The 21583-nt window shown below is 69.5% G+C and carries 21 protein-coding genes; 8 read left to right on the top strand and 13 right to left on the bottom strand.

The features are described from left to right. Positions 1-55: 55 nt before the first annotated feature. From V7Z98_RS03140 to V7Z98_RS03150, 3 genes are all read right to left on the bottom strand, one after another. Entirely contained in the window at positions 56-922 is an 867-nt protein-coding gene (locus V7Z98_RS03140) for an HDOD domain-containing protein (protein ID WP_293263006.1), read from the bottom strand. Between the two features lie 189 nt (positions 923-1111). Further along, positions 1112-2062 carry an NAD(P)H-dependent flavin oxidoreductase gene (locus tag V7Z98_RS03145; RefSeq protein ID WP_293263008.1) on the bottom strand — a complete coding sequence of 317 codons (951 nt, stop codon included), beginning with the start codon at positions 2060-2062 and terminating at the stop codon, positions 1112-1114. A gap of 94 nt (positions 2063-2156) precedes the next feature. Further along, positions 2157-2687, bottom strand: coding sequence for a C40 family peptidase (locus V7Z98_RS03150; protein WP_293263010.1), 531 nt, complete (start codon positions 2685-2687; stop codon positions 2157-2159). 66 nt (positions 2688-2753) lie between these two features. On the opposite strand from V7Z98_RS03150, the gene V7Z98_RS03155 reads away from it, so the two are divergent. Then, the gene (locus V7Z98_RS03155; RefSeq protein ID WP_334156963.1) at positions 2754-4238 is read left to right on the top strand and encodes an NAD-dependent succinate-semialdehyde dehydrogenase; all 1485 of its coding nucleotides are present in this window, start codon (positions 2754-2756) and stop codon (positions 4236-4238) included. A 105-nt stretch (positions 4239-4343) separates the two neighbouring features. Here V7Z98_RS03155 and V7Z98_RS03160 read toward each other — a convergent pair whose 3' ends face one another. Then, positions 4344-5237 carry a dienelactone hydrolase family protein gene (locus V7Z98_RS03160; protein ID WP_334156964.1) on the bottom strand — a complete coding sequence of 298 codons (894 nt, stop codon included), beginning with the start codon at positions 5235-5237 and terminating at the stop codon, positions 4344-4346. 155 nt (positions 5238-5392) lie between these two features. On the opposite strand from V7Z98_RS03160, the gene V7Z98_RS03165 reads away from it, so the two are divergent. From V7Z98_RS03165 to V7Z98_RS03180, 4 genes are all read left to right on the top strand, one after another. Next, positions 5393-5821, top strand: coding sequence for a MaoC family dehydratase (locus V7Z98_RS03165; protein WP_293263016.1), 429 nt, complete (start codon positions 5393-5395; stop codon positions 5819-5821). A gap of 130 nt (positions 5822-5951) precedes the next feature. Beyond that, on the top strand, positions 5952-6533 hold the full coding sequence (locus V7Z98_RS03170) for a peroxidase-related enzyme (RefSeq protein WP_334156965.1): 582 nt from the start codon (positions 5952-5954) through the stop codon (positions 6531-6533). Between the two features lie 141 nt (positions 6534-6674). After that, positions 6675-7220: a PAS domain-containing protein gene (locus V7Z98_RS03175; protein ID WP_334156966.1), complete on the top strand. Its 546-nt coding sequence runs from the start codon at positions 6675-6677 to the stop codon at positions 7218-7220. After that, positions 7217-8653 carry a methyl-accepting chemotaxis protein gene (locus tag V7Z98_RS03180; protein WP_334156967.1) on the top strand — a complete coding sequence of 479 codons (1437 nt, stop codon included), beginning with the start codon at positions 7217-7219 and terminating at the stop codon, positions 8651-8653. The genes V7Z98_RS03175 and V7Z98_RS03180 overlap by 4 nt, the downstream gene beginning before the upstream one ends. A 119-nt stretch (positions 8654-8772) precedes the next feature. Here V7Z98_RS03180 and rng read toward each other — a convergent pair whose 3' ends face one another. Then, positions 8773-10251 (bottom strand): ribonuclease G, encoded by a 1479-nt coding sequence (gene rng / locus V7Z98_RS03185; protein ID WP_293263042.1) that lies wholly within the window; start codon positions 10249-10251, stop codon positions 8773-8775. A 188-nt stretch (positions 10252-10439) separates the two neighbouring features. On the opposite strand from rng, the gene trhP reads away from it, so the two are divergent. Together trhP and V7Z98_RS03195 are read left to right on the top strand one after the other, a co-directional pair. After that, positions 10440-11708, top strand: coding sequence for a prephenate-dependent tRNA uridine(34) hydroxylase TrhP (gene trhP / locus V7Z98_RS03190; protein ID WP_442951809.1), 1269 nt, complete (start codon positions 10440-10442; stop codon positions 11706-11708). A gap of 21 nt (positions 11709-11729) precedes the next feature. Next, on the top strand, positions 11730-12869 hold the full coding sequence (locus V7Z98_RS03195; RefSeq protein ID WP_293263046.1) for a hypothetical protein: 1140 nt from the start codon (positions 11730-11732) through the stop codon (positions 12867-12869). 282 nt (positions 12870-13151) lie between these two features. Here the strand turns inward: V7Z98_RS03195 and V7Z98_RS03200 are convergent, their stop codons facing one another. The 8 genes from V7Z98_RS03200 to V7Z98_RS03235 form a co-directional block, all read right to left on the bottom strand. Then, positions 13152-13799 carry a Maf family protein gene (locus V7Z98_RS03200; protein ID WP_334156968.1) on the bottom strand — a complete coding sequence of 216 codons (648 nt, stop codon included), beginning with the start codon at positions 13797-13799 and terminating at the stop codon, positions 13152-13154. A 96-nt stretch (positions 13800-13895) separates the two neighbouring features. After that, the gene (rlmH, locus tag V7Z98_RS03205) at positions 13896-14366 is read right to left on the bottom strand and encodes a 23S rRNA (pseudouridine(1915)-N(3))-methyltransferase RlmH (RefSeq protein WP_293263050.1); all 471 of its coding nucleotides are present in this window, start codon (positions 14364-14366) and stop codon (positions 13896-13898) included. Positions 14367-14380: 14 nt separating this feature from the next. After that, the gene (gene rsfS / locus V7Z98_RS03210) at positions 14381-14761 is read right to left on the bottom strand and encodes a ribosome silencing factor (protein ID WP_293263052.1); all 381 of its coding nucleotides are present in this window, start codon (positions 14759-14761) and stop codon (positions 14381-14383) included. An 81-nt stretch (positions 14762-14842) separates the two neighbouring features. Then, entirely contained in the window at positions 14843-15553 is a 711-nt protein-coding gene (gene nadD / locus V7Z98_RS03215; protein WP_334156969.1) for a nicotinate-nucleotide adenylyltransferase, read from the bottom strand. A gap of 13 nt (positions 15554-15566) precedes the next feature. Continuing rightward, on the bottom strand, positions 15567-16418 hold the full coding sequence (locus V7Z98_RS03220; RefSeq protein WP_334156970.1) for a BPSS1780 family membrane protein: 852 nt from the start codon (positions 16416-16418) through the stop codon (positions 15567-15569). Position 16419: 1 nt separating this feature from the next. Beyond that, complete coding sequence (locus V7Z98_RS03225; RefSeq protein ID WP_293263056.1) at positions 16420-17175, bottom strand: BPSS1780 family membrane protein; 756 nt, start codon at positions 17173-17175, stop codon at positions 16420-16422. Positions 17176-17300: 125 nt separating this feature from the next. Then, positions 17301-17642: a DUF2782 domain-containing protein gene (locus V7Z98_RS03230; RefSeq protein WP_293263057.1), complete on the bottom strand. Its 342-nt coding sequence runs from the start codon at positions 17640-17642 to the stop codon at positions 17301-17303. A gap of 436 nt (positions 17643-18078) precedes the next feature. Further along, positions 18079-18807: a TIGR00730 family Rossman fold protein gene (locus tag V7Z98_RS03235; protein WP_334156971.1), complete on the bottom strand. Its 729-nt coding sequence runs from the start codon at positions 18805-18807 to the stop codon at positions 18079-18081. A gap of 15 nt (positions 18808-18822) precedes the next feature. On the opposite strand from V7Z98_RS03235, the gene polA reads away from it, so the two are divergent. Continuing rightward, on the top strand, positions 18823-21582 hold the full coding sequence (polA, locus tag V7Z98_RS03240) for a DNA polymerase I (protein ID WP_334156972.1): 2760 nt from the start codon (positions 18823-18825) through the stop codon (positions 21580-21582). Position 21583 lies beyond the last annotated feature (1 nt).

Genomic DNA, 21583 nt, shown 5'->3' on the forward strand with positions numbered 1-21583 from the left:
CCCCGCCATTGCCCGGCACGGGGGCCGCCCAAAGCGGCCGGTTCCAGACTCCGGATCAGGCTACCTTCACGGCGCGGGTCTTCTCCAGGCGCACCAGGGTGTCGTCCACGATGTCGTCCAGATCTTGCTCGGACAGGCCGAAGAAGGCGCACACGGCCTGCTTGCCCTTGTCCCACTCGGCCTCGTCGTTGACCCGCAGGAACAGGTTCACGATGCGCTCGGCCAGCAGGTTGATGGCGATCAGGGTGCAGGCTTCGTCGGACAGCCCGGCCTCATGGTCGAGGGAGACGAAGTCGTGGTGCGACAGGATGGCCTGGCAGATCACGTCGGCCAGCCCCCACTGGCGGGCGAACAGGTAGCCCACCACGGCGTGGTTGGTGCCGTAGGCCCCATCCTCCACCTGGGTGTAGCGCAGCCCCTCGGCAGTATTGGCCTGCTTGAGGACGTCCTTGTAGTCCGGGTACTTCTGCATCAGCAGCGGGATGCCGCAATCGTGGAACAGGCCGAAGGAGTAGGCGTTTTCCCGGGACGAGCCGGGCAGTTGCGCCGCCAGCAGGGCGCAGACGCTGGCCGAATAGGCGGCACTGTCCCAGAAGCGGGCCATGGTCGGGGCCCGGGGGCCGGCGGCCTGGCTGGTCCGCACCAGTTGGCTCACCACCAGGTTGAAGACGTTCTTCAGGCCGAGCAGGTTGAGGGCCTCGCCGACCGAGCCCACCTGGCGGCCGCCGAACAGGGGCGAGTTGGCGATCTTCAGCACCCCGGCGGCCAGGGCCACGTCCTGGCTGATCAGGCGGCCGATGCGTTGCAGGTTGAGGTCCTCCTGCTCCATTTCCCGGGACAGCTGGGTAAGGACGGCAGGGCAGGGAGGAATCTGGACGCCCTTCAGGAGCGTGTCGATCTGGCTTTCGTCGATGGCGTGCATGGGCGGCGGCTGGACGCAGGGTTGCTTGCGTGGATCGCGGCGGGGGCGGGCCCATGCCGGCGGCAAGGTGGAAGACCGCCACCCTAGCACCGAAGTGGTGCTAGGGAAAGAGCAAGGAAAAGGGCGACGAAAAAGGCGGGCTTGCGCCCGCCTTTCTCGTTCCGTTGCCGAGGTTTCCCGGCAAGCCGTTCAGACCGGGGAGCGCAGAGCCGGCGACAGCGGCAGGGCGCAGGCCAGCCGGTATTCCTCCGCCAGCCGGGCGGCCAACTCGGCCACCGTGGGCACGTCGTGGATGTTGGCGACGCCGTGGCCGGCGCTCCACACGTCGCGCCAGGCCTTGGCCTCGTCGGCGTAGTCGTGGTTGGCCGGCTTGCCGCCGGCGGCCAGGCTTTCCTGGGTGTAGCCGGCCTTCTCCAGGCTGGGCCAGAGAAAGTTGGCATTGGTGCCGGACACGACCGGGGTATAGACGATGTCGCGGGGCCCGGCGGTGGTCAGCATGTCCTTGTAGGCCGGCTGGGCCATGGACTCCTGGGTGGCGATGAAGCGGGTGCCCATGTAGGCGAAGTCGGCGCCGAGCACTTCGGCGGCGCGGATGCTGGCACCGTCGGAAATGGCGCCGCCCAGGATCAGGGTGCCGTTCCAGAATTCGCGGATCTCGCGGATCAGGGCGAAGGGGCTCTGGGTGCCGGCATGGCCGCCGGCGCCGGCGCCCACGGCGATGATGCCGTCCACGCCGGCCTCGATGGCCTTCTTGGCGTGGTAGGCGTGGATCACGTCGGAGAACACCACGCCACCGTAGGCGTGCACCGCCTCCACCACCCGCGCCGGGTTGCCCAGGCTGGTAATGACGAAGGGCACCTTGTGCTTGACCACCAGGGCCAGGTCGTCGGCCAGGCGGGTGTTGGACGGATGCAGGATGAGGTTGACGCCGTAAGGGGCGTGGGTCTCGTCCAGGGTCTCGTTGAGCTGGCCGAACCAGGCGTCCAGGGTGGCCAGGGGCCGGGCGTTGAGGCTCGGGAAAGAGGCGGCGATGCCGGCGCGGCAGGCGGCGGACACCAGGTCCGGGCCGGACACGAGGAACATCGGGGCGACGATGGCGGGCACCGTCATCCGTCCGCGGAAGGCGGCGGGGATGGTCATGAAGCTGTCTCCAGATGGCAGTTTGTGGACGGTGCGAGCACCGCTTCATCCCTCTGCCCGTTTTTTATGGCGACGGCCGCCCGCCCGGGCACGCTCAGTCGAACATGGTGCGGGCGGCTTCGAAACGCTCGGCGTAGTAGCGCGCGTCCAGGCGGTCCACCCGGATTTTGCCACGGGAGTTGGGCGCGTGGACGAAGCGGTTGTCGCCGATGTAGATGCCCACGTGGGAATAGGGCCGGTTGAGGGTGTTGAAGAACACCAGATCCCCCGGACGTAGGTCGGAACCGCCCACCGGACGGCCCCGCTGGGCCAGGTCGGCGGCGGAGCCCATCAGGCGCAGGCCGGCGGCCCGGTCGTAGATGTAGCTGACCATGCCGCTGCAATCGAGCCCCGCCTCCGGGTTCTTGCCGCCGAAACGATAACCGGTGTCGAGCAGGCCCAGGGCGTAGAACACCACCTCCTGGGCCAGGGGCGAAACCTCCCGGGAGGGGTGCGCTATAGTGGAGCGGGAAGCCTCCACCGGCCGGGGGCCGGGCGTGCCGCAGGCCGCCAGGCCCAGCGCCGCCAGCAGGGCGGACAGGCGCCAGACGGCCCGAAAAGCGCGACAGACGGGGTCGAGAGCCATGGTCGGGAGCAGTCTTCTTAAAGTGATTTGTTAATAATCGCGCCTACCCAACGGAAAAATCAAGTCATGAGCGAAAATCTCACGCTGCAGGACAACCACCTGTTCAAGCAGCTCGCCTACGTGGACGGCCAGTGGATCGGGGCCGACAGCGCCGCCACCTACCCGGTGGCCAACCCGGCCAACGGCACGGTCCTGGCCCGCATTCCCCGGTGCGGCGCGGCCGAAACCCGCCGCGCCATCGCCGCCGCCGAGGTGGCCTGGCCGGCCTGGCGCGCCCGCACCGCCAAGGAGCGGGGCCAGGTGCTGCGCCGCTGGTTCGAACTGATGAACGCCCACGCCGAGGATCTGGCCCGGCTGATCACCGCCGAGGGCGGCAAGCCCCTGGCCGAGGCCCGGGGCGAGGTGGCCTACGCCGCCTCCTTCGTCGAATGGTTCGCCGAGGAAGGCAAGCGCGCCTACGGCGAGACCATCCCCACCACCGCCCCGGACAAGCGCCTGGCGGTGATCAAGCAGCCGGTGGGGGTGTGCGCGGCGATCACGCCGTGGAACTTCCCGGCCGCCATGATCACCCGCAAAGTGGCCCCGGCCCTGGCCGCCGGCTGCCCGGTGGTGGTCAAGCCGGCGGAACAGACGCCCCTCACCGCCCTGGCCCTGGCCGAACTGGCCGGCCGGGCCGGCCTGCCCGCCGGGGTGTTCAACGTGGTCACCGGCGACGGCGCCGACGCTCCGGCCATCGGCGCCGAGCTGACCGCCAGCCCGGTGGTGCGCAAGCTGTCGTTCACCGGTTCCACCGCCGTGGGCCGCCTGCTCATGGCCCAGAGCGCCCCGACCCTGAAGAAGCTGTCCCTGGAACTGGGCGGCAACGCCCCCTTCATCGTCTTCGACGACGCCGACGTGGATGCGGCGGTGGAGGGCCTGATGGTGGCCAAGTACCGCAACGCCGGCCAGACCTGCGTCTGCGCCAACCGGGTGCTGGTCCAGGACGGCATCTACGAACGCTTCGCCGCCGCCCTGGCGGCCAAGGCCGGCGCCCTCAAAGTGGGCGACGGCGCCGAGGTGGGGGTTCAGCAGGGGCCCCTGATCGACGCCGCCGGCCTGGCCAAGGTCGAGGAGTTGGTGGCCGACGCCCGGGCCAAAGGCGCCCGGGTGGTTGCCGGCGGCAGTCGGGTCGCCGACGAATGGGCCCGGAACGGCCATTTCTTCCAACCCACGGTGCTGGCCGACGTGACCCCGGCGATGCGCCTGGCCCGGGAAGAAATCTTCGGCCCGGTGGCCCCCCTGTTCCGCTTCACTAGCGAGGACGAGGCGGTGCGCCTGGCCAACGATACCGAGTACGGCCTGGCCGCCTACTTCTACAGCCGCGACGTGGGCCGCTGCCACCGGGTGGCGGAAGCCCTGGAGTACGGCATGGTGGGCGTGAACACCGGCCTCATCTCCAACGAGGTGGCTCCCTTCGGCGGCGTCAAGCAGTCCGGCCTGGGCCGGGAGGGCGCCCACTACGGCCTGGAGGAGTACCTGGAAGTGAAGTACGTCTGCACCGGCATCGCCTGACGGGGCTGCGCCGACGCGGGCGGCGCGGATGAAAAAACGGGGGCCGCGGCCCCCGTTTTGCATTGCCGGCCCGCCCCAAGGCAGACCCTGGCTTGCCGTGCCGGATCAGCCCCGGCCGCTGCCGTGGCGGGCGAACCAGTCGAGCAGGCGCTTCCAGCCCTCCTCGGCTTCGGCCTGGCGGTAGCTGGGCCGGTAGTCGGCGTGGAAGGCGTGGCCTGCCTCGGGGAAGACGATGATCTCCGAGCCGCTGCCGCCCTTCTTCAGCAGCCCCTTCATGTCTTCCACGTCGTCCAGGGGAATGCCCTGGTCCTTGCCGCCGTAGAGGCCCAGCACCGGCACGGTGAGGTTCGGCGCCAGATCCACCGGCTGCTTGGGATTGAGGGCGCTGGGCGCCCCTTCCAGCTTGCCGTACCAGGCCACCGCGGCGCGCAGCTTGGGGTTGTGGGCGGCGTACAGCCAGGTGACGCGACCGCCCCAGCAGAAGCCGGTCATGTACAGGCGCTTGGCGTCGCCGCCATGGGTGGTGGCGAACTTCACCGCTGCGTCCAGGTCGCCCAGCACCTGGGCGTCCGGCACCTTGGCGACGATGCTGTCGAGGATCAGCTGCACGTTGCTGATCTTGGTGGGGTCGCCCTGGCGCACGAACAGGTCCGGGGCGATGGCGAAGTAGCCCTGGCGGGCCAGGCGCCGGCACACGTCCTGGATGTAGTGGTGCACGCCGAAGATCTCGGAGGCCACCAGCACCACCGGGAAGGGCCCCTTGCCCTCGGGCCGGGCGTAGTAGGCCGGCACCGCCTGGCGGTCGGCGCCGACAAGGGGCTCGATGCCGGTGACCAGGCCGTCGGCCGGGGTGTCGATGGCGGTCTGGGCCATCACCGGCTGGGTGGCCAGGGCGAATCCGGCAACGATGCTGCCGACCAGGAAGTCGCGCCGGGTGAAGCCCACCCGGGGCAACAGGCTGTCGAACTCGGCGCCGGATTCATCTTCAAGCAGGGTCATGGTGCGTTTCTCCGTGGAGGAAAGAGGAAGTAAGGCCACCCATATGGCGGTGCAACACAAACGTCATGGGGTTCGGGGTTATGATCGACCAGGACAGCGTCGGCTGTCACTGCGTAATTCTGACCTTTTACCGCTCAATTCAGGGAAACCATCGCATGAACGCCCAAAACGGCTACGACATCGAAGACCTGCAACCCGGCATGAGCGCGAGCCTGGCCAAAACCGTCACCGAAGCGGACCTGATCCTGTTCTCCGGAGTGTCCATGGACACCAACCCGGTGCACCTCAACGAGGAATTCGCCAAGACCACCATGTTCGGCGGGCGCATCGCCCACGGCATGCTCTCGGCCGGCTTCATCTCCGCAGTGCTCGCCAACAAGCTGCCCGGACCCGGTACCATCTACCTGGGCCAGACCCTCAAGTTCAAGGCTCCGGTGCGCCCCGGCGACACGGTCACCGCCACGGTCACCGTCAAGGAAGTGGACGTGGCCAAGAAGCGCTGCGTGCTGCAAACCGTCTGCACCGTGGCCGGCAAGCCCGTGATCGAGGGCGAGGCGACCACCATGTGTAGCAGCCGCGGCTGACCCCCGATTGACCCCGGCCCGAAAAGGCCGGACGCACCATCCGGCGCCGCCCCCCTGGGCGGCGTCGCGTTTGCGCGGGCTCGGCAAGTTCGCACGACAATCAGCACAACCAATACGGAGACAAACCACCATGACCGCCCCCATCAGCCGCTTCAGCGTCCCCGACCTGGCCGACCTGCCCGAGGACATCCGCACCAAGCTCCTGGCCGTGCAGGAGAAGGCCGGCTTCGTGCCCAACGTCTTCCTCACCCTGAGCCGCCGGCCCGACGAGTTCCGCGCCTTCTTCGCCTACCACGACGCCCTGATGGAAAAGGACGGCGGCCTGACCAAGGCCGAACGCGAGATGATCGTGGTCGCCACCTCCGGCGCCAACCAGTGCCAGTACTGCGTGGTGGCCCACGGCGCCATCCTGCGCATCCGCGCCAAGAACCCGCAGATCGCCGACCAGGTGGCGATCAACTACCGCAAGGCCGACATCACCCCGCGCCAGCGCGCCATGCTCGACTACGCACTGAAGGTGGCCCTGCGCGCCCAGGAGGTGGACGACGCCGACCTCGCCGCCCTGCGCGCGCACGGCTTTGGCGACGAGGACATCTGGGACATCGGCGCCATCGCCGCCTTCTTCGCCATGAGCAACCGGCTGGCCAACATGACCAGCATGCGCCCCAACGACGAGTTCTACCTGATGGGCCGCCTGCCCAAGGCCGGCTGAAGCGCTGCATTCAAGGGCGCGGCCGCCCCGGCGGCGGGGCGGCGCACACCACCCTTGATCCAGGTCAGGCCGCGCCCGGCCGTCGGCGCTATGCTGAAAGTCATAGTAATAAAAAGTTAACCTGAACCCCGCTCTCCCGCCATGGTGTCCTTTCCCTTCAGCGGCGGCCCGGAAACCCCGGTCCGGCCCGACGACGTCATCATCACCAAGACCGACCCCCAGGGGCGCATCACCTACGCCAACCGCACCTTCATGCGCATCGTCGGCGCCCCGGAATCGGCCCTGCTCGGCCACCCGCACAACATCATCCGCCACCCGGACATGCCCCGGGGCGCCTTCCGCCTGATGTGGAAGACCCTGGCCGGCGGCAACGAATTCTTCGCCGCGGTGAAGAACTGCACCGCCAGCGGCGGCTTCTACTGGGTGTTCGCCAACATCACTCCGGACTACGACGCCAGCGGCAAGCTCCAGGGCTACTTCTCGGTGCGCCGCCACCTGCGCCAGGAGGCCCGCGCCGCCATCGAACCGGTGTACGCCCGCATGCGCGCCATCGAACAGGAAGCCGGCAAACAGGCCGGCCCGGACAAATCGGTGGAATGGCTGGCCGGTGAGCTGGCCAAGCAGGGCGTCAGCTACGAGCGCTTCGTCCTCGACATCGCCGGCTACGGCCTGGAGGGCGGCAAATGAGCGCCAACCGCCAGAACATCCCCTTCCTCAGCACCCAGCTCAAGCTGCTGCTGGTCTTCCTCAACCTCCTGGTGATCGCCGCCGTGGTGGCCGCCTACCTGCTGCCGGACTGCGTGATCGCCCTAGCCGCCATCCCGGTGGCGGCCCTGACCATCACCGCCGTGGCCATCCGCGCCGCCCGCCGCCCCTTCCAGGTGCTGATGGTGATCCGCGAGCAGCTGGCCCACGCCCGCCAGGGCGAACTGCACCACCGCGCCACGGAAACCCGGGGCCTGGGCGAAATCGGCCTGGTGGCCTGGGAGCTGAACGACTTCCTCGACTTGGTGGAGACCTACTTCAAGGAAATCAACACCAGCTTCCGCCGTGTCAGCGGCGGCGACTACAGCCGCCGGCCCATCTCCAGCGGCATGCCGGGGGTGTTCTCCACCTCCCTCGACAACGTGGCCAAGGCCGTCCAGGCCATGGGCGAAAACGACCGCTACGTGCGCCAGAACCGCCTGTCGTCGAAGCTGCACACCCTCAACACCGACAACCTGCGCGCCAACCTGGTCTCCACCCAGACCGACCTGCAACGCATCACCGACGCCGTCGGCGCGGTGAGCGACATCGCCCGGGAAAACGCCGACTCGGCCCGCACCAGCCTGACGATGAGCGAAAACCTGGGCGGCCATCTGGACACCATCGCCACCACGGTTTCCACCGTCGGCGACGCCGCCGACGCCCTGCGCCACGAATGGCAGGGCATCGAGCGGGCCTTGGCGGGCATCGCCGCCATTGCCGAGCAGACCAACCTGTTGGCCCTCAACGCCGCCATCGAAGCGGCCCGGGCCGGCGAGGCCGGCCGCGGCTTTGCCGTGGTCGCCGACGAAGTGACCAAACTGGCCAGCCGCAGCAAGACCACGGTGGACGACGTGCAAAAGGTGCTCGGCACCTTGTCGGCGCGCATCGAGGCCATGCACAGCGAGGCCGGCAGCGCCGGCTCGGTGGCCGAGACGGTGCGTACCGCGGTGGAAGACTTCCGCCAGCGCTTCGCCCGAGTGGCGGAAACTTCCGCCGAGGTGATCGGCCGGGTCGCCGGCGTGGAAAACCGGGCCCTCATCTCGCTGATGAAGGTGGACCGGGTGGTGTTCAAGCAGGAGGCCTACCACGCCCTGGCCGACGAAAACGCCCAGACCCTGAGCACGGCCGAAGATTGCCGCCTGGGCCGCTGGCTGACCGGCGAGGGACGCGAACGCTTCGGCCACCTGGCCGCCTTCAACGCCCTGGCCGCCCCCCAGCAGGCGATCCACCACGACGCCGGCCAGGCCGTGGCCGCCTTGGCCGCCAACGACGACGACAAGGTGGTGCAGCAGATGAGCAAGCTGGAAGCCTCCAGCCGTGACCTGCTCGGCCTGCTCGACCGCCTCGCCGAGGAAGGCCACACCCACGCCTGAACCGGCTGCCTCGCTCGGCGCCAACCCGCCGCACCAAAACGAACGCCCCGGACGGCCGAGCCTTCCGGGGCGTTTGCATTGCGGCGGAAGCAGGACGTGGCACCCTGCCCCGATGGCGCTTACAGCAGCACGATGTCGTACTGCTCCTGGGAATAGCCCGGCTCGGCCTGGAGCGAGATGGGCTTGCCGATGAAGTCGGAGAGCATCGCCAGGGACTGGGACTCCTCGTCCAGGTACAGGTCGATCACTGCCGGGGCGGCGATCACCCGGTATTCCCGGGCGTTGAACTGGCGTGCCTCGCGCAGCAGCTCACGCAGAATCTCGTAGGTGACGGTGCGCGCCGTCTTCACCTCGCCCCGGCCACCGCAGGTGGGACAGGGCTCGCACAGCACGTGGGCCAGGGATTCCCGGGTGCGCTTGCGCGTCATCTCCACCAGGCCCAGGGCGGTGAAGCCGTTGACCGTCATGCGTGTGTGGTCCCGGGCCAGGGCCTTGTTGAACTCGGCCAGCACCGCGTCGCGGTGCTCCGGGGTCTCCATGTCGATGAAGTCGATGATGATGATGCCGCCCAGGTTGCGCAGGCGCAGCTGGCGGGCGATGACGTGGGCCGCCTCCAGGTTGGTCTTGAAGATGGTGTCGTCGAAGTTGCGGTGGCCGACGAAGCCGCCGGTGTTCACGTCGATGGTGGTCATGGCCTCGGTCTGGTCCATGATCAGATAGCCGCCGGACTTGAGCTCGACGCGCCGGGCCAGGGCCTTCTCGATCTCCTCCTCCACCCCGTGCAGGTCGAACAGGGGCCGCTCGCCGGTGTAGTGCTCGAGCAGCTCCAGCACCGTCGGGGTATACACCTCGGCGAACTGGGTGAGCTTCTGGAAATTCTCCCGGGAGTCGATGACGATGCGCGCCGTCTCCGGATTGACGAAGTCGCGCAGCACCCGCTGGCCCAGGGACAGTTCCTGGTAGAGCAGGGCCGGCGGCGCGGAACTGCGCGCGGCGTCGCGGATGTCGCGCCAGATGCGGCGCAGGTACTCGATGTCCCGGGCCAGCTCGTCGTCGGTGGCGCCCTCGGCCATGGTGCGGACGATGAAGCCGCCGGGCTCGTCCTCCGGCACCAGGCGGGTCAGGCGGCCCTTCAGGGCCAGGCGTTCCTGTTCGTCGCCGATGCGCTGGGAGATGCCGATGTGCTTTTCCTGAGGCAGGTACACCAGCATCCGCCCGGCGATCGAGATCTGGGTAGACAGCCGCGCCCCCTTGGTACCGATCGGGTCCTTGATCACCTGCACCAAGAGGCTCTGGCCCTCGGACAGGATGCGCTCGATGGGCTTGGCCGCGCCGTGCCCGTGGCCGCTGCCATTCTCCCCGGGCTCCCGGGGCATCAGGATGTCGGCCACGTGCAGGAAGGCGGTGCGCTCCAGGCCCACGTCGATGAAGGCCGACTGCATCCCCGGCAGGATGCGCACCACCTTGCCCAGGTAGATGTTGCCGACGATGCCGCGGCTGGCGGTGCGCTCGATGTGCAGTTCCTGCACCACCCCCTGCTGCATCACCGCGACGCGGGTTTCCTGGGGGGTGAAGTTGATGAGGATGTCTTCGGCCATGGTGGGAGCGGTAAAATTGGTCGGACCGCAGGCGCGGCGCCCCGGATCGGGGAATGCCGCCGGCTGCGGCTTTTGCTTTTCCGGATTCTAACCCAGTGCCCCGCCCCTCCCCTTCCGCCGCCCTTTCTGCCGCCCCACCCACCACCCGCCGCGCCCCCGAACTGCTGGCCCCCGCCGGCTCCTTGGCCATGGCCGGCACCGCCTTTTCCTTCGGCGCCGACGCGGTCTATGCCGGCCAGCCGCGCTACAGCCTGCGCACCCGCAACAACGAATTCTCGACCCTGGACGCCCTGTCCCGGGGCATCGCCGGCGCCCACGCCCAGGGCAAGCGCTTCTACCTGGTGAGCAACGTCATCCCCCACAACGCCAAGGTCAAGACCTACCTGGCGGACCTGGCCGAGGTGGTGGCGTTGCAGCCCGACGCCCTGATCATGGCCGACCCGGGGCTGATCGCCATGGTGCGCGAGGCCTGGCCCGAGCTGCCGATCCACCTGTCGGTCCAGGCCAACACGGTGAACTACGCGGCGGTGAAGTTCTGGAAGAGCGTCGGCGTCGAACGGGTGATCCTGTCCCGGGAGCTGTCCCTCGACGAGGTGGCGGAAATCCGCCAGGAATGCCCGGACACCGAGCTGGAAGTGTTCGTGCACGGCGCCCTGTGCATCGCCTACTCGGGCCGCTGCCTGCTCTCGGGCTACTTCAACCACCGGGACGCCAACCAGGGCACCTGCACCAACTCCTGCCGCTGGGACTACAAAGTGCTGCCCGGCGAGGAACAGCCCAGCGGCGACGTGGCCCGGCTGCAACCGCCCCCCGCACCGCCGCCTGCCGCCGCCCCCGCCGGCCAGGTCTGGCTGATCGAGGAAAGCCAGCGCCCCGGCGAGCTGATGCCCATGGAAGAGGATGAGCACGGCACCTACGTGCTCAACTCCAAGGACCTGCGCGCCATCGAGCACGTTGCCCGGCTGGTGGAGATCGGCGTCGATTCGCTCAAGATCGAGGGCCGCACCAAGTCGCCCTACTACGTCGCCCGGGTGTGCCAGACCTACCGCCAGGCCATCGACGACGCGGTGGCCGGCCGGCCCTTCGACGCCACCCTGCTGTCCGAGCTGGAAGGCCTGGCCAACCGGGGTTACACCGGCGGTTTCTACGAACGCCACCCGGACCAGGCCTACCAGAACTACCTGCGCGGCCATTCCGAATCGGACCGCAGCCTCTACGTCGGCGACGTGGCCGGCTACGATGCGGCCCGGGGCCTGGTCGAGGTGGTGGTGAAGAACCGCTTCGGCCGCGGCGACCGGATCGAAGCGATCCACCCCGCCGGCAACCGGGAATTCGTCGTGGAGCGGCTGGAGAACGCCGCCGGCGAGGCCATCGAGGTGGCCCCGGGCAGCGGCCACCGGGTCTGGCTGCCCCTGCCGGAGGACCTGGCCGGCGCCTTCCTCGCCCGCTTCGTTTAAGCGGCGGAGCGCGCACCGGCCATGGCCCACCTGCTCGCCGCCATCACCGGCCACGGCTTCGGCCACATCGCCCAGACCGGCCCGGTGCTGGCGGCCCTGGCCGAGCGGCTGCCCGGCCTGCGTCTGACCGTGGTCAGCGGGGCACCGGAAGCCAAGCTGCGCCAGCGCCTGCCGGAAGGCTTCACCCTGATCCCCCGGGCCCTGGACTTCGGCTTCGTCATGGCCGACCCGCTGCGCATCGACGCGCCCGCCAGCGCCGCCGCCTACCGGGCGCTCCACGCCGACTGGGACGCCCGGGTGGCGGCCGAGGCCGCCTGGCTAGCCGGGCTACCCGGCGGCGCCCCGGACCTGGTCCTGAGCAACGTGGCCTACCTGCCCCTGGCCGCCGCCGCCCGGGCCGGCATTCCAGCGGTGGCCATGAGTTCGCTCCACTGGGCCGACCTGTTCGCCCACACCTTTTGCGATGCCCAGGATGCCGCCTGGGCCGCCCCCATCCACGCCCAGATGGCGGCGGCCTACCGCAGTGCCCGGGCCTTCGTGCAATTGACGCCGGCCATGCCCATGGCCGACCTGGACAACCGGGTCGTGGTGGGCCCGGTGGCCCGCCTGGGCCGGCGCCGCCGCGACGAATTGGAGCACCTGCTCCCCCCCGGGCCGGACGGCCACCGGGGGCCGGCGGTGCTGGCCGCCCTGGGCGGCATTCCCCAGCCCGCCGGGCAGATTGCCTTGCAACGCTGGCCCCGCCGCCCCGGCTGGCGCTGGCTGGTCCATGCCGCCTGGCTGGCGGCCCTGCCGAAGGGCGTGCGGGCCGAGCGATGCGACCTGGTGGCCTACGAGCCGCTGGGCTGGGATTTCACCGATCTGCTGGCGTCGGTGGACGCGGTGGTGGGCAAGCCGGGCTACGGCACCTTCGCCGAGGCCGGCTGCAACGGCATCCCCATGCTCTACGTGCGCCGCCCCGGCTGGATGGAACAGGACGCCCTGATCCCCTGGCTGGCCGCCCACGGCCGCTGCCGGGAGATCGATGAGACGCAACTGCGCGACGGCGACGTCATCGCCGACCTGGAAGCCCTGTGGCGCCAGCCGACCCCGCAGCCGCCGGCCCCGGAGGGGGCCAATCAGGCAGCCGAACTGCTGGCGGGGATGCTGACGCGCGGGTGATTCGGGAGTGTGCGAGGCGTGCAATGCGCCTCTGATGATCCCGGCGGGCGCCGGGGCGTATCGCCTGTTGCCGCTATGAAGCCGGCTCCGATTCCGGCTCCGCACGACGGGAAACCGCCTGGGACATATTAATTTTCTTCATGTTTTACAGCAGGCGTATCGCCAAACTCAGCGACTGGCGCGGACCTTTGTTTTTCGTTCGACCGGAAACATGAATTTTATTAATACATCGCCCCTACTCGGCACGAGCGGCCGGACCGCGGCCCGGCCCCCCAAGATGCTTCAGACGCCCTCGAAGCCGATGCGACGCAGCAGTTCGCCGGTCTCGAACAGGGGCAGGCCCATGATGCCGGTGTAGCTGCCTTCCATGTGGGCGACGAACAGGGCCGCCCGGCCCTGGATGCCGTAGCTGCCGGCCTTGTCCAGGGGCTCGCCGGTGGTCACGTAGCGGCGGATTTCGGCGTCGCTCAACTCGCGGAAGCGCACCCGGCTCTCGGACAGGGCCTCCACCCGCTGGCCCGCCGGGGTGGCCACCACCACCGCGGTGAGCACCCGGTGGGCGCGGCCGGACAAGAGGCGCAGGGTGCGGGCGGCATCGTCACCGTCAAACGGCTTGCCCAGAATCTGGCCATCGATTTCCACCGTGGTGTCCGCCGACAGCACCGGCTGGGGCTGCAACTTGCGCCAGCCGAGGATGCGCAGGCCGTGCTCGGCCTTGGCCCGGGCCACCCGCTGCACGTAGGCCACCGGGTCTTCGCCAGGGTGCGGCGTCTCGTCCACCTCGCCGTCCGCCCGGGCGCCGGCGCGGAACAGCAGGGTGTCGAAATGGACGCCGATCTGGGTCAAAAGCTCGCGCCGCCGCGGGCTGCGGGAGGCGAGGTAGAGGCGTTGCGGGGCGTTGATCATGGCGTCGGCGCTTGGGGAATTCATAAGGGTCGGAGTCAGCATGCGGGCGGGGTGCCGCTCACCGCGACGGCGGCCGGACGGCGTGGCCCCGGGCTCGCCCCGGAGTCGCCATATGCCCGCTCATTCCCGGTGGTAGGGATGGCCCTTGATCAGGCTGGCGGCGCGGTACAACTGCTCGGCCAGGATCAGACGGGCCATGGCGTGGGGCAGGGTCATGCTGGACAGGCGCAGCAGGCTGTCGGCCCGGGACTTGATCGCCGGGTCCAGCCCGTCGGCGCCACCGATGACGAAGGCCAGGTCGCGGCCTTCGTCCATCCAGCGTTCGATGCGCTCGGCGAAGCGGGCCGTGGTCAGGTCGTCGCCGCGCTCGTCCAGGGCGATCAGGCGGGCGTCCTTGGGCAGGGCGGCCTCGATGCGGGTGCGCTCGGCGGCCATCAGCTGCTCCCGGGTCTTGCCGCCGGCCCGGGGCTCGGGCTTGATTTCCAGCACCGCCGCCGGCAGTTCCCGAGGCATGCGCTTGAGGTATTCCTGACAGCCGGTTTCGACCCAGCCGGGCATCTTGTGCCCGACGGCGAGAATGTGCAGCTTCATCGCCGCGCCCAGGCTCAGGCGGCCTCGGGCGGCTCGACCAGGGGGGAGGCGGTGCGCCGCGGCGGACGGGCGGCCCACAGTTCTTCGAGGGCGTAGTACTGGCGCACGGCGGGCTGCATGACGTGGACGACGATGTCGCCCAGGTCTACCAGCACCCATTCGCCGCCGCCCTGGCCTTCCACCGAAATCACCTCGAGGCCGCCTTCCTTGGCCTTTTCCTCGACGTTGCGGGCCAGGGCGTTGACCTGGCGGTTGGAGTCGCCGCTGGCGATGACGATGCGGTCGAACAGGGAGGTGAGCTTGCTGGTGTCGATCACCTCGATGTCCTTGCCCTTGATGTCTTCGAGGGCGTCGACCACCAGGGCCACGGCGGATTGCAGTTGGGAAGCGTCCATCAAATCAGTTCTATTGGGGGGAAACAGGTTGTAAAAATCGGGCAACGCGCCGCCAACGGCGGCGAACGGCGGTGCCGCGGGCTATTCGGGGCGATAAAGCCTATTCGCCGCAATATAGTCGATCACGCTCGACGGCAGCAAATAACGCACGCTGCGGGCCTCGCCCAGGCGGGCGCGGATGTCGGTGGCGGAAATCGCCAGGGGCGCCATGGGCAGAAAGACCAGGCTGCCGGCCGGGCCCTCGCGCAGGGACGCGCTGTCCCCCGGGGCTAGGCGGCGGCCCTCGATCAGCTCGGCCAGTTCCGCGTCCGCCGGCATGCCTTCACCGGCGGCCACCTTGGCCGGGTCGAACTGGAAGCCGGGGCGGGTGAGCACCGCCAGGTGGGCCAGTTCGACGATGTCGCGCCAGCGGTGCCAGCGGGTGAAGCCGAGGAAAGCGTCGGCGCCGAGCAGTAGCACCAGGGGGCGGGCGCCTTCCAGGCCGCGCAGGCGCTCCAGGGTGGTGACGGTGTAGGACGGGGCGTCGGATTCCACCTCGGCGCTGTCTACCGAGAACGCCGGGTTGTCGGCGGTGGCGGCGCACACCATGGCCAGGCGGTGGCGGCTGGCCACCCGGGGGCCGGTCCGGTGGGGCGGCTGGCCGGCGGGAATCCAGCGCACCTCGGGCAGGCCGAGCTGCTCCCGGGCCTCCTCGGCCAGGCGCAGGTGGCCCAGGTGCACCGGATCGAAGGTGCCGCCGAAAATGCCGAGGGGCTGAAAAGGCGCGACTGGCGCGGCGTTCGACGTGGGCATCGCCAAAGTCGGCTCAGGGCGCGGCATTCGGGCCGTCCTGACCGGAGCCTGGCTCCGGCTCCTGGCGCGGCGCTTCGGCGTCGGGCCGGGGCTGTTCTTCCGCGGCTTCCTGCCCGTCGTCGGCCTCGACGAAGACGTCCCGGTAGCTCAGGTAGAAGCTGGCGAAGAAGATCGGCGCCATGGCCATCAGGAAGGGCACCGAGAACAGCACCGCCAGTCCGGCCTGGTCGGGCAGCAGGCTCACCACCAGGCCGGGCAGTACGCCGCCCACCAGGATCAGGCTCAGGCCATAGACCAGGAAGGCGCGCCAGTTGCGCAGGCAGGCGAAGAAGCTGAAGAACAGGGCCTTGCCCAGGGAATGGCCGTGCCAGGCCACCAGCTGGGGGGCGTACCAGAAGGCCATGAACACCGGCACGTAGATCGCCAGCCCGACCTGGGCGGCGCCGGCCAGCCCGCCCAGTTCTTCCGGGTCGGGGCGCACTCCGGTGGTCATCCAGCGCATCAGGGTGCCGCCGTCGAGCAGGGACACCAGGGACAGCACCAGCAGCGAGGCCAGGAAATTGAGCCCGCCCAGGGCGATCAGGGGCCCCGGCCGCTGGCGCAGCCCGGCGAACAGCAGGTGCGGCAGGGCGGTGTGGCGGGTGTCGATCGTGCGGCAGGCGGTCAGCACCCCCACCGACAGGGCCGGCACCAGCAGGGTGGCGACCACGCCGCCGAGCACCGGCACCAGGTTGACCGCGCCGAGGATGAACCAGTAGCCGACCACCATCAGGGCCAGCACTCCCGGGTTGCGGCGGAACAGGGCGAAGCCTTCGCTCACCCAGCGCCAGCCGCGCGCGGCGGGAACGATGCGGGCGATCAGCATCTCAGGTGCCGAGGAACACGTCCCGGTAGGAGACGTAGATCGAGCAGGCGATCACCGGCGCCGCCACCACCAGCCCCAGGCCCAGGGACAGGGCACCGAAGAACAGGATGAGCATGATGAACAGGCCGTAGACCAGGAAGGCCACGCCGTTGCGGGCCACCGCCTCGAAACTGGCGCGCATGGCGTTGCGGGCGGTCATGTCGTGGAAGTAGGCCAGGGCCGGGGCGTACCAGACGGCCATGACCAGGGGCACCGAGCTGACCAGGACCACCACGATGGCGAACAGCACCCCGGCCACGGCGATGCCGGTGCCGAGCAGGCCGCCGCCGGCGACGGCCTGGACCGAGCCGCCAAAGGTGGCGGCCCAGCCGATCAGGATGCCGATGGCGATGATCGCCAGCCAGCCGACCATGAACAGCACGCCGACGCGCAGCACCGGGGCGTGCTTGGGCGAGAAGGCCGAGAACATGTCGGCCACGTGGGCTTCCTCGCCCCGCTCGATGCGCCGCGCCGCCGCCATCAGGCCGGCCAGCAGCACCGGCACGAACCAGTGGGCGGCCAGTTCGCCGACCACGGGGAAGATCATCACGCCGACGACGATGACGAAGAACAGGGCGCCCATGGCCAGCCACACGCCCGGCTGGGCGATGAACAGGGCCCAGCCTTCGCGCAGCCAGTCGATGGCGCGGCCGGCGGGCACGACCCGGGATTCGCCTTCAAAGGGCGGGGCGGACAGGGGGAAATCGGGGGCCGTCATGGCAGCGGTACTCGCAGAGGAAGGCGCGGGACGCGAAAGGCGAAGCGATAAAAGGAGGGGACGGGTGGCACGTCAACGGGCCGCGGCGCGACCGGCCAGGCCGCGCCGGCGGACGAGGGGCCGGATCAGAAGGTGCCGATCACCCACATCGGCGGGCGCACCCCGGAATCGAGGGCGTCGCGCCGGGCGAAGTTGCCGTCGCCCCGGTCGTCGATCAGGTAGTACGGGGGGCCGACCTTGGGCGTCACCTTGACCATGTAGAGGCGGCCCCGGATGCGGTATTCCTCCACCGTGTCCTCGTCCCGCTTCTTGATGGTCACCTCGGGCTCGATGGCGGCGTCGAAGGGCGCCATCTCCGGGGGCGGGGGCGGCACGTTGGGCAGGGGGGTGCGGCCGGCAGCGTTCTGGGCGAAGGCCGGGGCGGCGAAGACGAGGCCCAGGAGGGCGGCGGCGAGGGTGCGCTTCATGGCGGGCATCCTGGGGGAGCTTCCCCGAGTGGTTATCTGGTTATTGGTGAGACGGCCGGCAGCGGCGGAGGTTCGCAGCGGCCGGCGGCCGGCATCCCATTCCGCCTGCATCGCGGCAACGAGACCGAACGAGGCACGGGGCCGAAGCGTCATGTGTCATTTTACCAGCCCAGCCCGGGTTCCCCTAAACCGGCCTGCCCGGCGCCGTGGAACGGGGCGGAACGGGACGGGCCGCGCCCCGCGCAGGGCGGCCGTTGGCCGGAAGCCACCGGCCCCGTCGCCCCCTCGGCACAGCCGGGCGATGGCGGCGCCGTGAAGAACTCCGGCCCAAGGGCCGGAGCATCGAAACCACAATACGGGGGTGCCTTCGGCGCCGTAGGGACGCTGCCTCGCTTGACCTCGGCCTGAAGGCCGAGGCTTGCGCGTTGGCCTGTGGTCACAGGTTGAGCAGCATCTCCCGCTCTTCGGGCAGGGGCTCGAAGCCCCGGGTCTCGTAGTGCTTGAAGATGGCGTTGACCACCTGGTCCGGATCGTCGATCACCTGGATCAGGTTCATGTCCTCGGGGGAGATCATGCCCTCGCCCACCAGCCGGTCGCGGAACCAGTCCACCAGCCCGCCCCAGAAGCCGGTACCGACCAGCACCAGGGGAATCTTGCGCCCCTTGCCGGTCTGGATCAGGGTCAGGGCCTCCATCACTTCGTCCAGGGTGCCGAAACCGCCGGGCATCACCACGTAGGCGTTGGCGAAGCGCACGAACATGTACTTGCGGGCGAAGAAGTGGCGGAAGGTCTGGGAAATGTCCTGGTAGGCGTTGGACTTTTGTTCGTGGGGCAGCTGGATGTTGAGGCCCACCGAGGGGCTCCTGCCGGCGAAGGCGCCCTTGTTGGCGGCCTCCATGATGCCCGGCCCGCCACCGGAGATGACCGAGAAGCCGGCATCCGACAATTTGCGGGCGATGCTTTCGGTGAGGGCGTAATAGGGGGAGCCCGGCGGTACCCGGGCGCTGCCGAAGATCGACACGGCGGGGCGGATCGGCGCCAGCCGGTCAGTGGCTTCGACGAACTCTGACATAATGCCGAAAATCCGCCAGGATTCCCGCGCAGACAGGTTTTGCAGGGCGGCTTCGCGTTCGGCGAGGTCAGGCAGTTTGCTTCTTTCGCTCATTCTTCAGGTTCTCTTATGGCTTCCTTGCTGCTCGTCGACGGCTCGTCGTATCTCTACCGGGCCTTCCATGCCCTCCCCGACCTGCGCAATGCAGCCGGGGAGCCGACGGGCGCGCTGTACGGGGTGCTGTCCATGCTACGTCGGCTGGAAGCCGACCACAAGGCGAGCAGCGGCGAGGCAGCCGACTTCCGGGCCTGCATTTTCGATGCCAAGGGCAAGACCTTCCGCGACGACTGGTACCCGGATTACAAGGCCCACCGCCCCCCCATGCCCGAGGATCTGGCCGCCCAGATTCCCGCCATCCACGAAGCCATCGCCGCCGCCGGCTGGCCGATCCTGACCATCGACGGGGTCGAGGCCGACGACGTGATCGGCACCCTGGCCCGCCGGGCCGAGGCCGCCGGCATCGACGTGGTGGTGTCCACCGGCGACAAGGACCTGGCCCAACTGGTCAGCCCCCGGGTCACCCTGGTCAACACCATGAGCAACGAGATCCTGGACGTGGCCGGCGTGGAAGCCAAGTTCGGCGTACCGCCGGGATTGATCGTCGATTACCTGGCCCTGATCGGCGACACGGTGGACAACGTGCCGGGCGTGACCAAGGTGGGCCCCAAGACCGCGGTGAAGTGGCTGACCCAGTACGGCAATCTGGACGGAGTGATCGCCCACGCCGGCGAGATCGGCGGGGTGGCCGGGCAGAACCTGCGCGACCACCTGGGCTTTCTCCCCCTGGGGCGCCGCCTGGTGACGGTGAAATGCGACGTGGACGGCCTGCCGGCGGTGGACAGCCTCGCCCCCCAGGCCCCCGACATGGCCGCCCTGGCCGGGCTGTACGCCCACTACGGCTTCAAGACCTGGCTGAAGGAAGCCACCGGCAGCGAGGCGGGCGACGCCGGCGGCACGGCCCGTGCCGCCGCCGAAGCAGTGGCCGCCCAGGACCCCACCGCCCTGGTGGCCGACGGCCGCCACCGCGACAGCTACGAGACGATCCTCGACGAGGCCGCATTCGACCGCTGGCTGGCGCGCATCGACGCCGCCGAGCTGGTCGCCCTGGACACCGAAACCACCAGCCTGGACCCGTTCGCGGCACGCATCGTCGGCATGTCCTTCGCCCTGGCCGCGGGCGAAGCCGCCTACCTGCCCCTGGCCCATTGCGGCCCGGGCGCCCCCGCCCAGCTCGACCGGGACGCCGCCCTGGCCCGGCTCAAACCCTGGTTGGAATCGGCCGGCCGCACCAAGGTGCTGCAAAACGCCAAGTACGACCAGCACGTCTTTGCCAACCACGGCATCGCCCTGGCTGGGGTAGCCCACGACACCATGCTCGAGTCCTACGTGGTGGAGGCCGACAAGGGCCACGACCTGGAGCAGTTGGCCAAGCGCCACCTGGGTCTGGTGGGTATCGCCTACACCGACCTGTGCGGCAAGGGCGCCAAGCAGATCGGCTTCGACCAGGTGGCGGTGGACCAGGCCTCGGCTTACGCCGCCGAGGACACCGACTTCACCCTGCGGGTGCATGAACGGCTCTATCCGGCCATCGCCGCCGACGCGGGGCTGATGCGCATCTATCAGGATATCGAGCTGCCCTCCCGGGAGGTGCTGTTCGCCATGGAGCGCACCGGCGTCCTCATCGACAGCGCCCGGCTCGACGCCCAGAGCCACGCCCTGGGCAAGCGCCTGCTGGAACTGGAGCAGGAAGCCCAGGTACTGGCCGGCCAGCCCTTCAACCTCAATTCGCCCAAGCAGCTGGCCGAGATTCTGTTCGTCAAGCTCGAACTGCCGGTGAAGAAGAAGACCCCGGGCGGCACCCCCTCCACCGACGAGGAAGTGCTCTCGGAACTGGCCCTGGACTACCCCCTGCCCAAGCTGCTGCTCGAATACCGCAGCCTGGCCAAGCTCAAGGGCACCTACACCGACAAGTTGCCGAAGATGGTGAACCCGGTCACCGGGCGCATCCACACCCACTTCTCCCAGGCCACCGCGGTGACCGGGCGGCTGTCGTCGTCGGACCCCAACCTGCAGAACATCCCGGTGCGCACCCCGGAAGGGCGACGCATCCGCGAGGCCTTCGTCGCCCCGGCCGGCCATGTGCTGGTATCCGCCGACTATTCCCAGATCGAACTGCGCATCATGGCCCACCTGTCGGAGGATGCCGGCCTGCTGGCGGCCTTCGCCGCCGGGGAGGACGTGCACCGCGCCACCGCCGCCGAGATCTTCGGCATCACGCCTCTGGAAGTGACCAGCGAACAGCGCCGCTACGCCAAGACCATCAACTTCGGCCTGATCTACGGCATGAGCGCCCACGGCCTGGCCCGCTCCCTGGACATCGAGCGCAGCGCCGCCCAGACCTTCATCGACCGCTACTTCGCACGCTATCCCGGCGTGGCCCGCTACATGGAGGAGACCCGGGCCCGGGCCCGGGACCAGGGCTACGTGGAGACCGTGTTCGGCCGCCGCCTGCAACTGCCCGACATCCGCGCCAGCCAGGCCGGCCGCCGCCAGGGCGCCGAACGGGCAGCGATCAACGCGCCGATGCAGGGCACCGCCGCCGACCTGATCAAACTGGCGATGGTCGCCGTGCACCGCTGGCTCGCAGCCGAGGGCCTGCAGAGCCGCCTGCTGCTACAGGTCCACGACGAACTGGTGCTGGAAGTGCCCGATGCCGAACTACCGCGCATCCGCGCCGAACTCCCCGGCCTGATGGCCAAGGTCGCCGACCTGCGCGTGCCCCTGGTGGTGGAAGTGGGGGCGGGGGCGAACTGGGAAGAAGCGCACTGAA

Origin of the sequence: Oryzomicrobium sp. (genome assembly GCF_036820405.1) — a bacterium.
In the GTDB taxonomy this organism is placed as follows: Bacteria; Pseudomonadota; Gammaproteobacteria; order Burkholderiales; family Rhodocyclaceae; genus Oryzomicrobium.

Excerpts from the sequence above, each read along its gene's own strand:
- rng (WP_293263042.1), bottom strand. The coding sequence starts at position 10,251 with ATGGCCGAAGACATCCTCATCAACTTCACCCCCCAGGAAACCCGCGTC.
- V7Z98_RS03150 (WP_293263010.1), bottom strand. The coding sequence starts at position 2,687 with ATGGCTCTCGACCCCGTCTGTCGCGCTTTTCGGGCCGTCTGGCGCCTG.
- V7Z98_RS03230 (WP_293263057.1), bottom strand. The coding sequence starts at position 17,642 with ATGAAGCGCACCCTCGCCGCCGCCCTCCTGGGCCTCGTCTTCGCCGCC.
- V7Z98_RS03200 (WP_334156968.1), bottom strand. The coding sequence starts at position 13,799 with ATGAATTCCCCAAGCGCCGACGCCATGATCAACGCCCCGCAACGCCTC.
- nadD (WP_334156969.1), bottom strand. The coding sequence starts at position 15,553 with ATGCCCACGTCGAACGCCGCGCCAGTCGCGCCTTTTCAGCCCCTCGGC.
- V7Z98_RS03165 (WP_293263016.1), top strand. The coding sequence starts at position 5,393 with ATGAACGCCCAAAACGGCTACGACATCGAAGACCTGCAACCCGGCATG.
- V7Z98_RS03220 (WP_334156970.1), bottom strand. The coding sequence starts at position 16,418 with ATGCTGATCGCCCGCATCGTTCCCGCCGCGCGCGGCTGGCGCTGGGTG.
- trhP (WP_442951809.1), top strand. The coding sequence starts at position 10,440 with ATGGCCGGCACCGCCTTTTCCTTCGGCGCCGACGCGGTCTATGCCGGC.
- polA (WP_334156972.1), top strand. The coding sequence starts at position 18,823 with ATGGCTTCCTTGCTGCTCGTCGACGGCTCGTCGTATCTCTACCGGGCC.
- V7Z98_RS03160 (WP_334156964.1), bottom strand. The coding sequence starts at position 5,237 with ATGACCCTGCTTGAAGATGAATCCGGCGCCGAGTTCGACAGCCTGTTG.
- V7Z98_RS03225 (WP_293263056.1), bottom strand. The coding sequence starts at position 17,175 with ATGACGGCCCCCGATTTCCCCCTGTCCGCCCCGCCCTTTGAAGGCGAA.
- rsfS (WP_293263052.1), bottom strand. The coding sequence starts at position 14,761 with ATGGACGCTTCCCAACTGCAATCCGCCGTGGCCCTGGTGGTCGACGCC.
- V7Z98_RS03195 (WP_293263046.1), top strand. The coding sequence starts at position 11,730 with ATGGCCCACCTGCTCGCCGCCATCACCGGCCACGGCTTCGGCCACATC.
- V7Z98_RS03145 (WP_293263008.1), bottom strand. The coding sequence starts at position 2,062 with ATGACCATCCCCGCCGCCTTCCGCGGACGGATGACGGTGCCCGCCATC.
- rlmH (WP_293263050.1), bottom strand. The coding sequence starts at position 14,366 with ATGAAGCTGCACATTCTCGCCGTCGGGCACAAGATGCCCGGCTGGGTC.
- V7Z98_RS03170 (WP_334156965.1), top strand. The coding sequence starts at position 5,952 with ATGACCGCCCCCATCAGCCGCTTCAGCGTCCCCGACCTGGCCGACCTG.
- V7Z98_RS03175 (WP_334156966.1), top strand. The coding sequence starts at position 6,675 with ATGGTGTCCTTTCCCTTCAGCGGCGGCCCGGAAACCCCGGTCCGGCCC.
- V7Z98_RS03235 (WP_334156971.1), bottom strand. The coding sequence starts at position 18,807 with ATGAGCGAAAGAAGCAAACTGCCTGACCTCGCCGAACGCGAAGCCGCC.
- V7Z98_RS03140 (WP_293263006.1), bottom strand. The coding sequence starts at position 922 with ATGCACGCCATCGACGAAAGCCAGATCGACACGCTCCTGAAGGGCGTC.
- V7Z98_RS03155 (WP_334156963.1), top strand. The coding sequence starts at position 2,754 with ATGAGCGAAAATCTCACGCTGCAGGACAACCACCTGTTCAAGCAGCTC.
- V7Z98_RS03180 (WP_334156967.1), top strand. The coding sequence starts at position 7,217 with ATGAGCGCCAACCGCCAGAACATCCCCTTCCTCAGCACCCAGCTCAAG.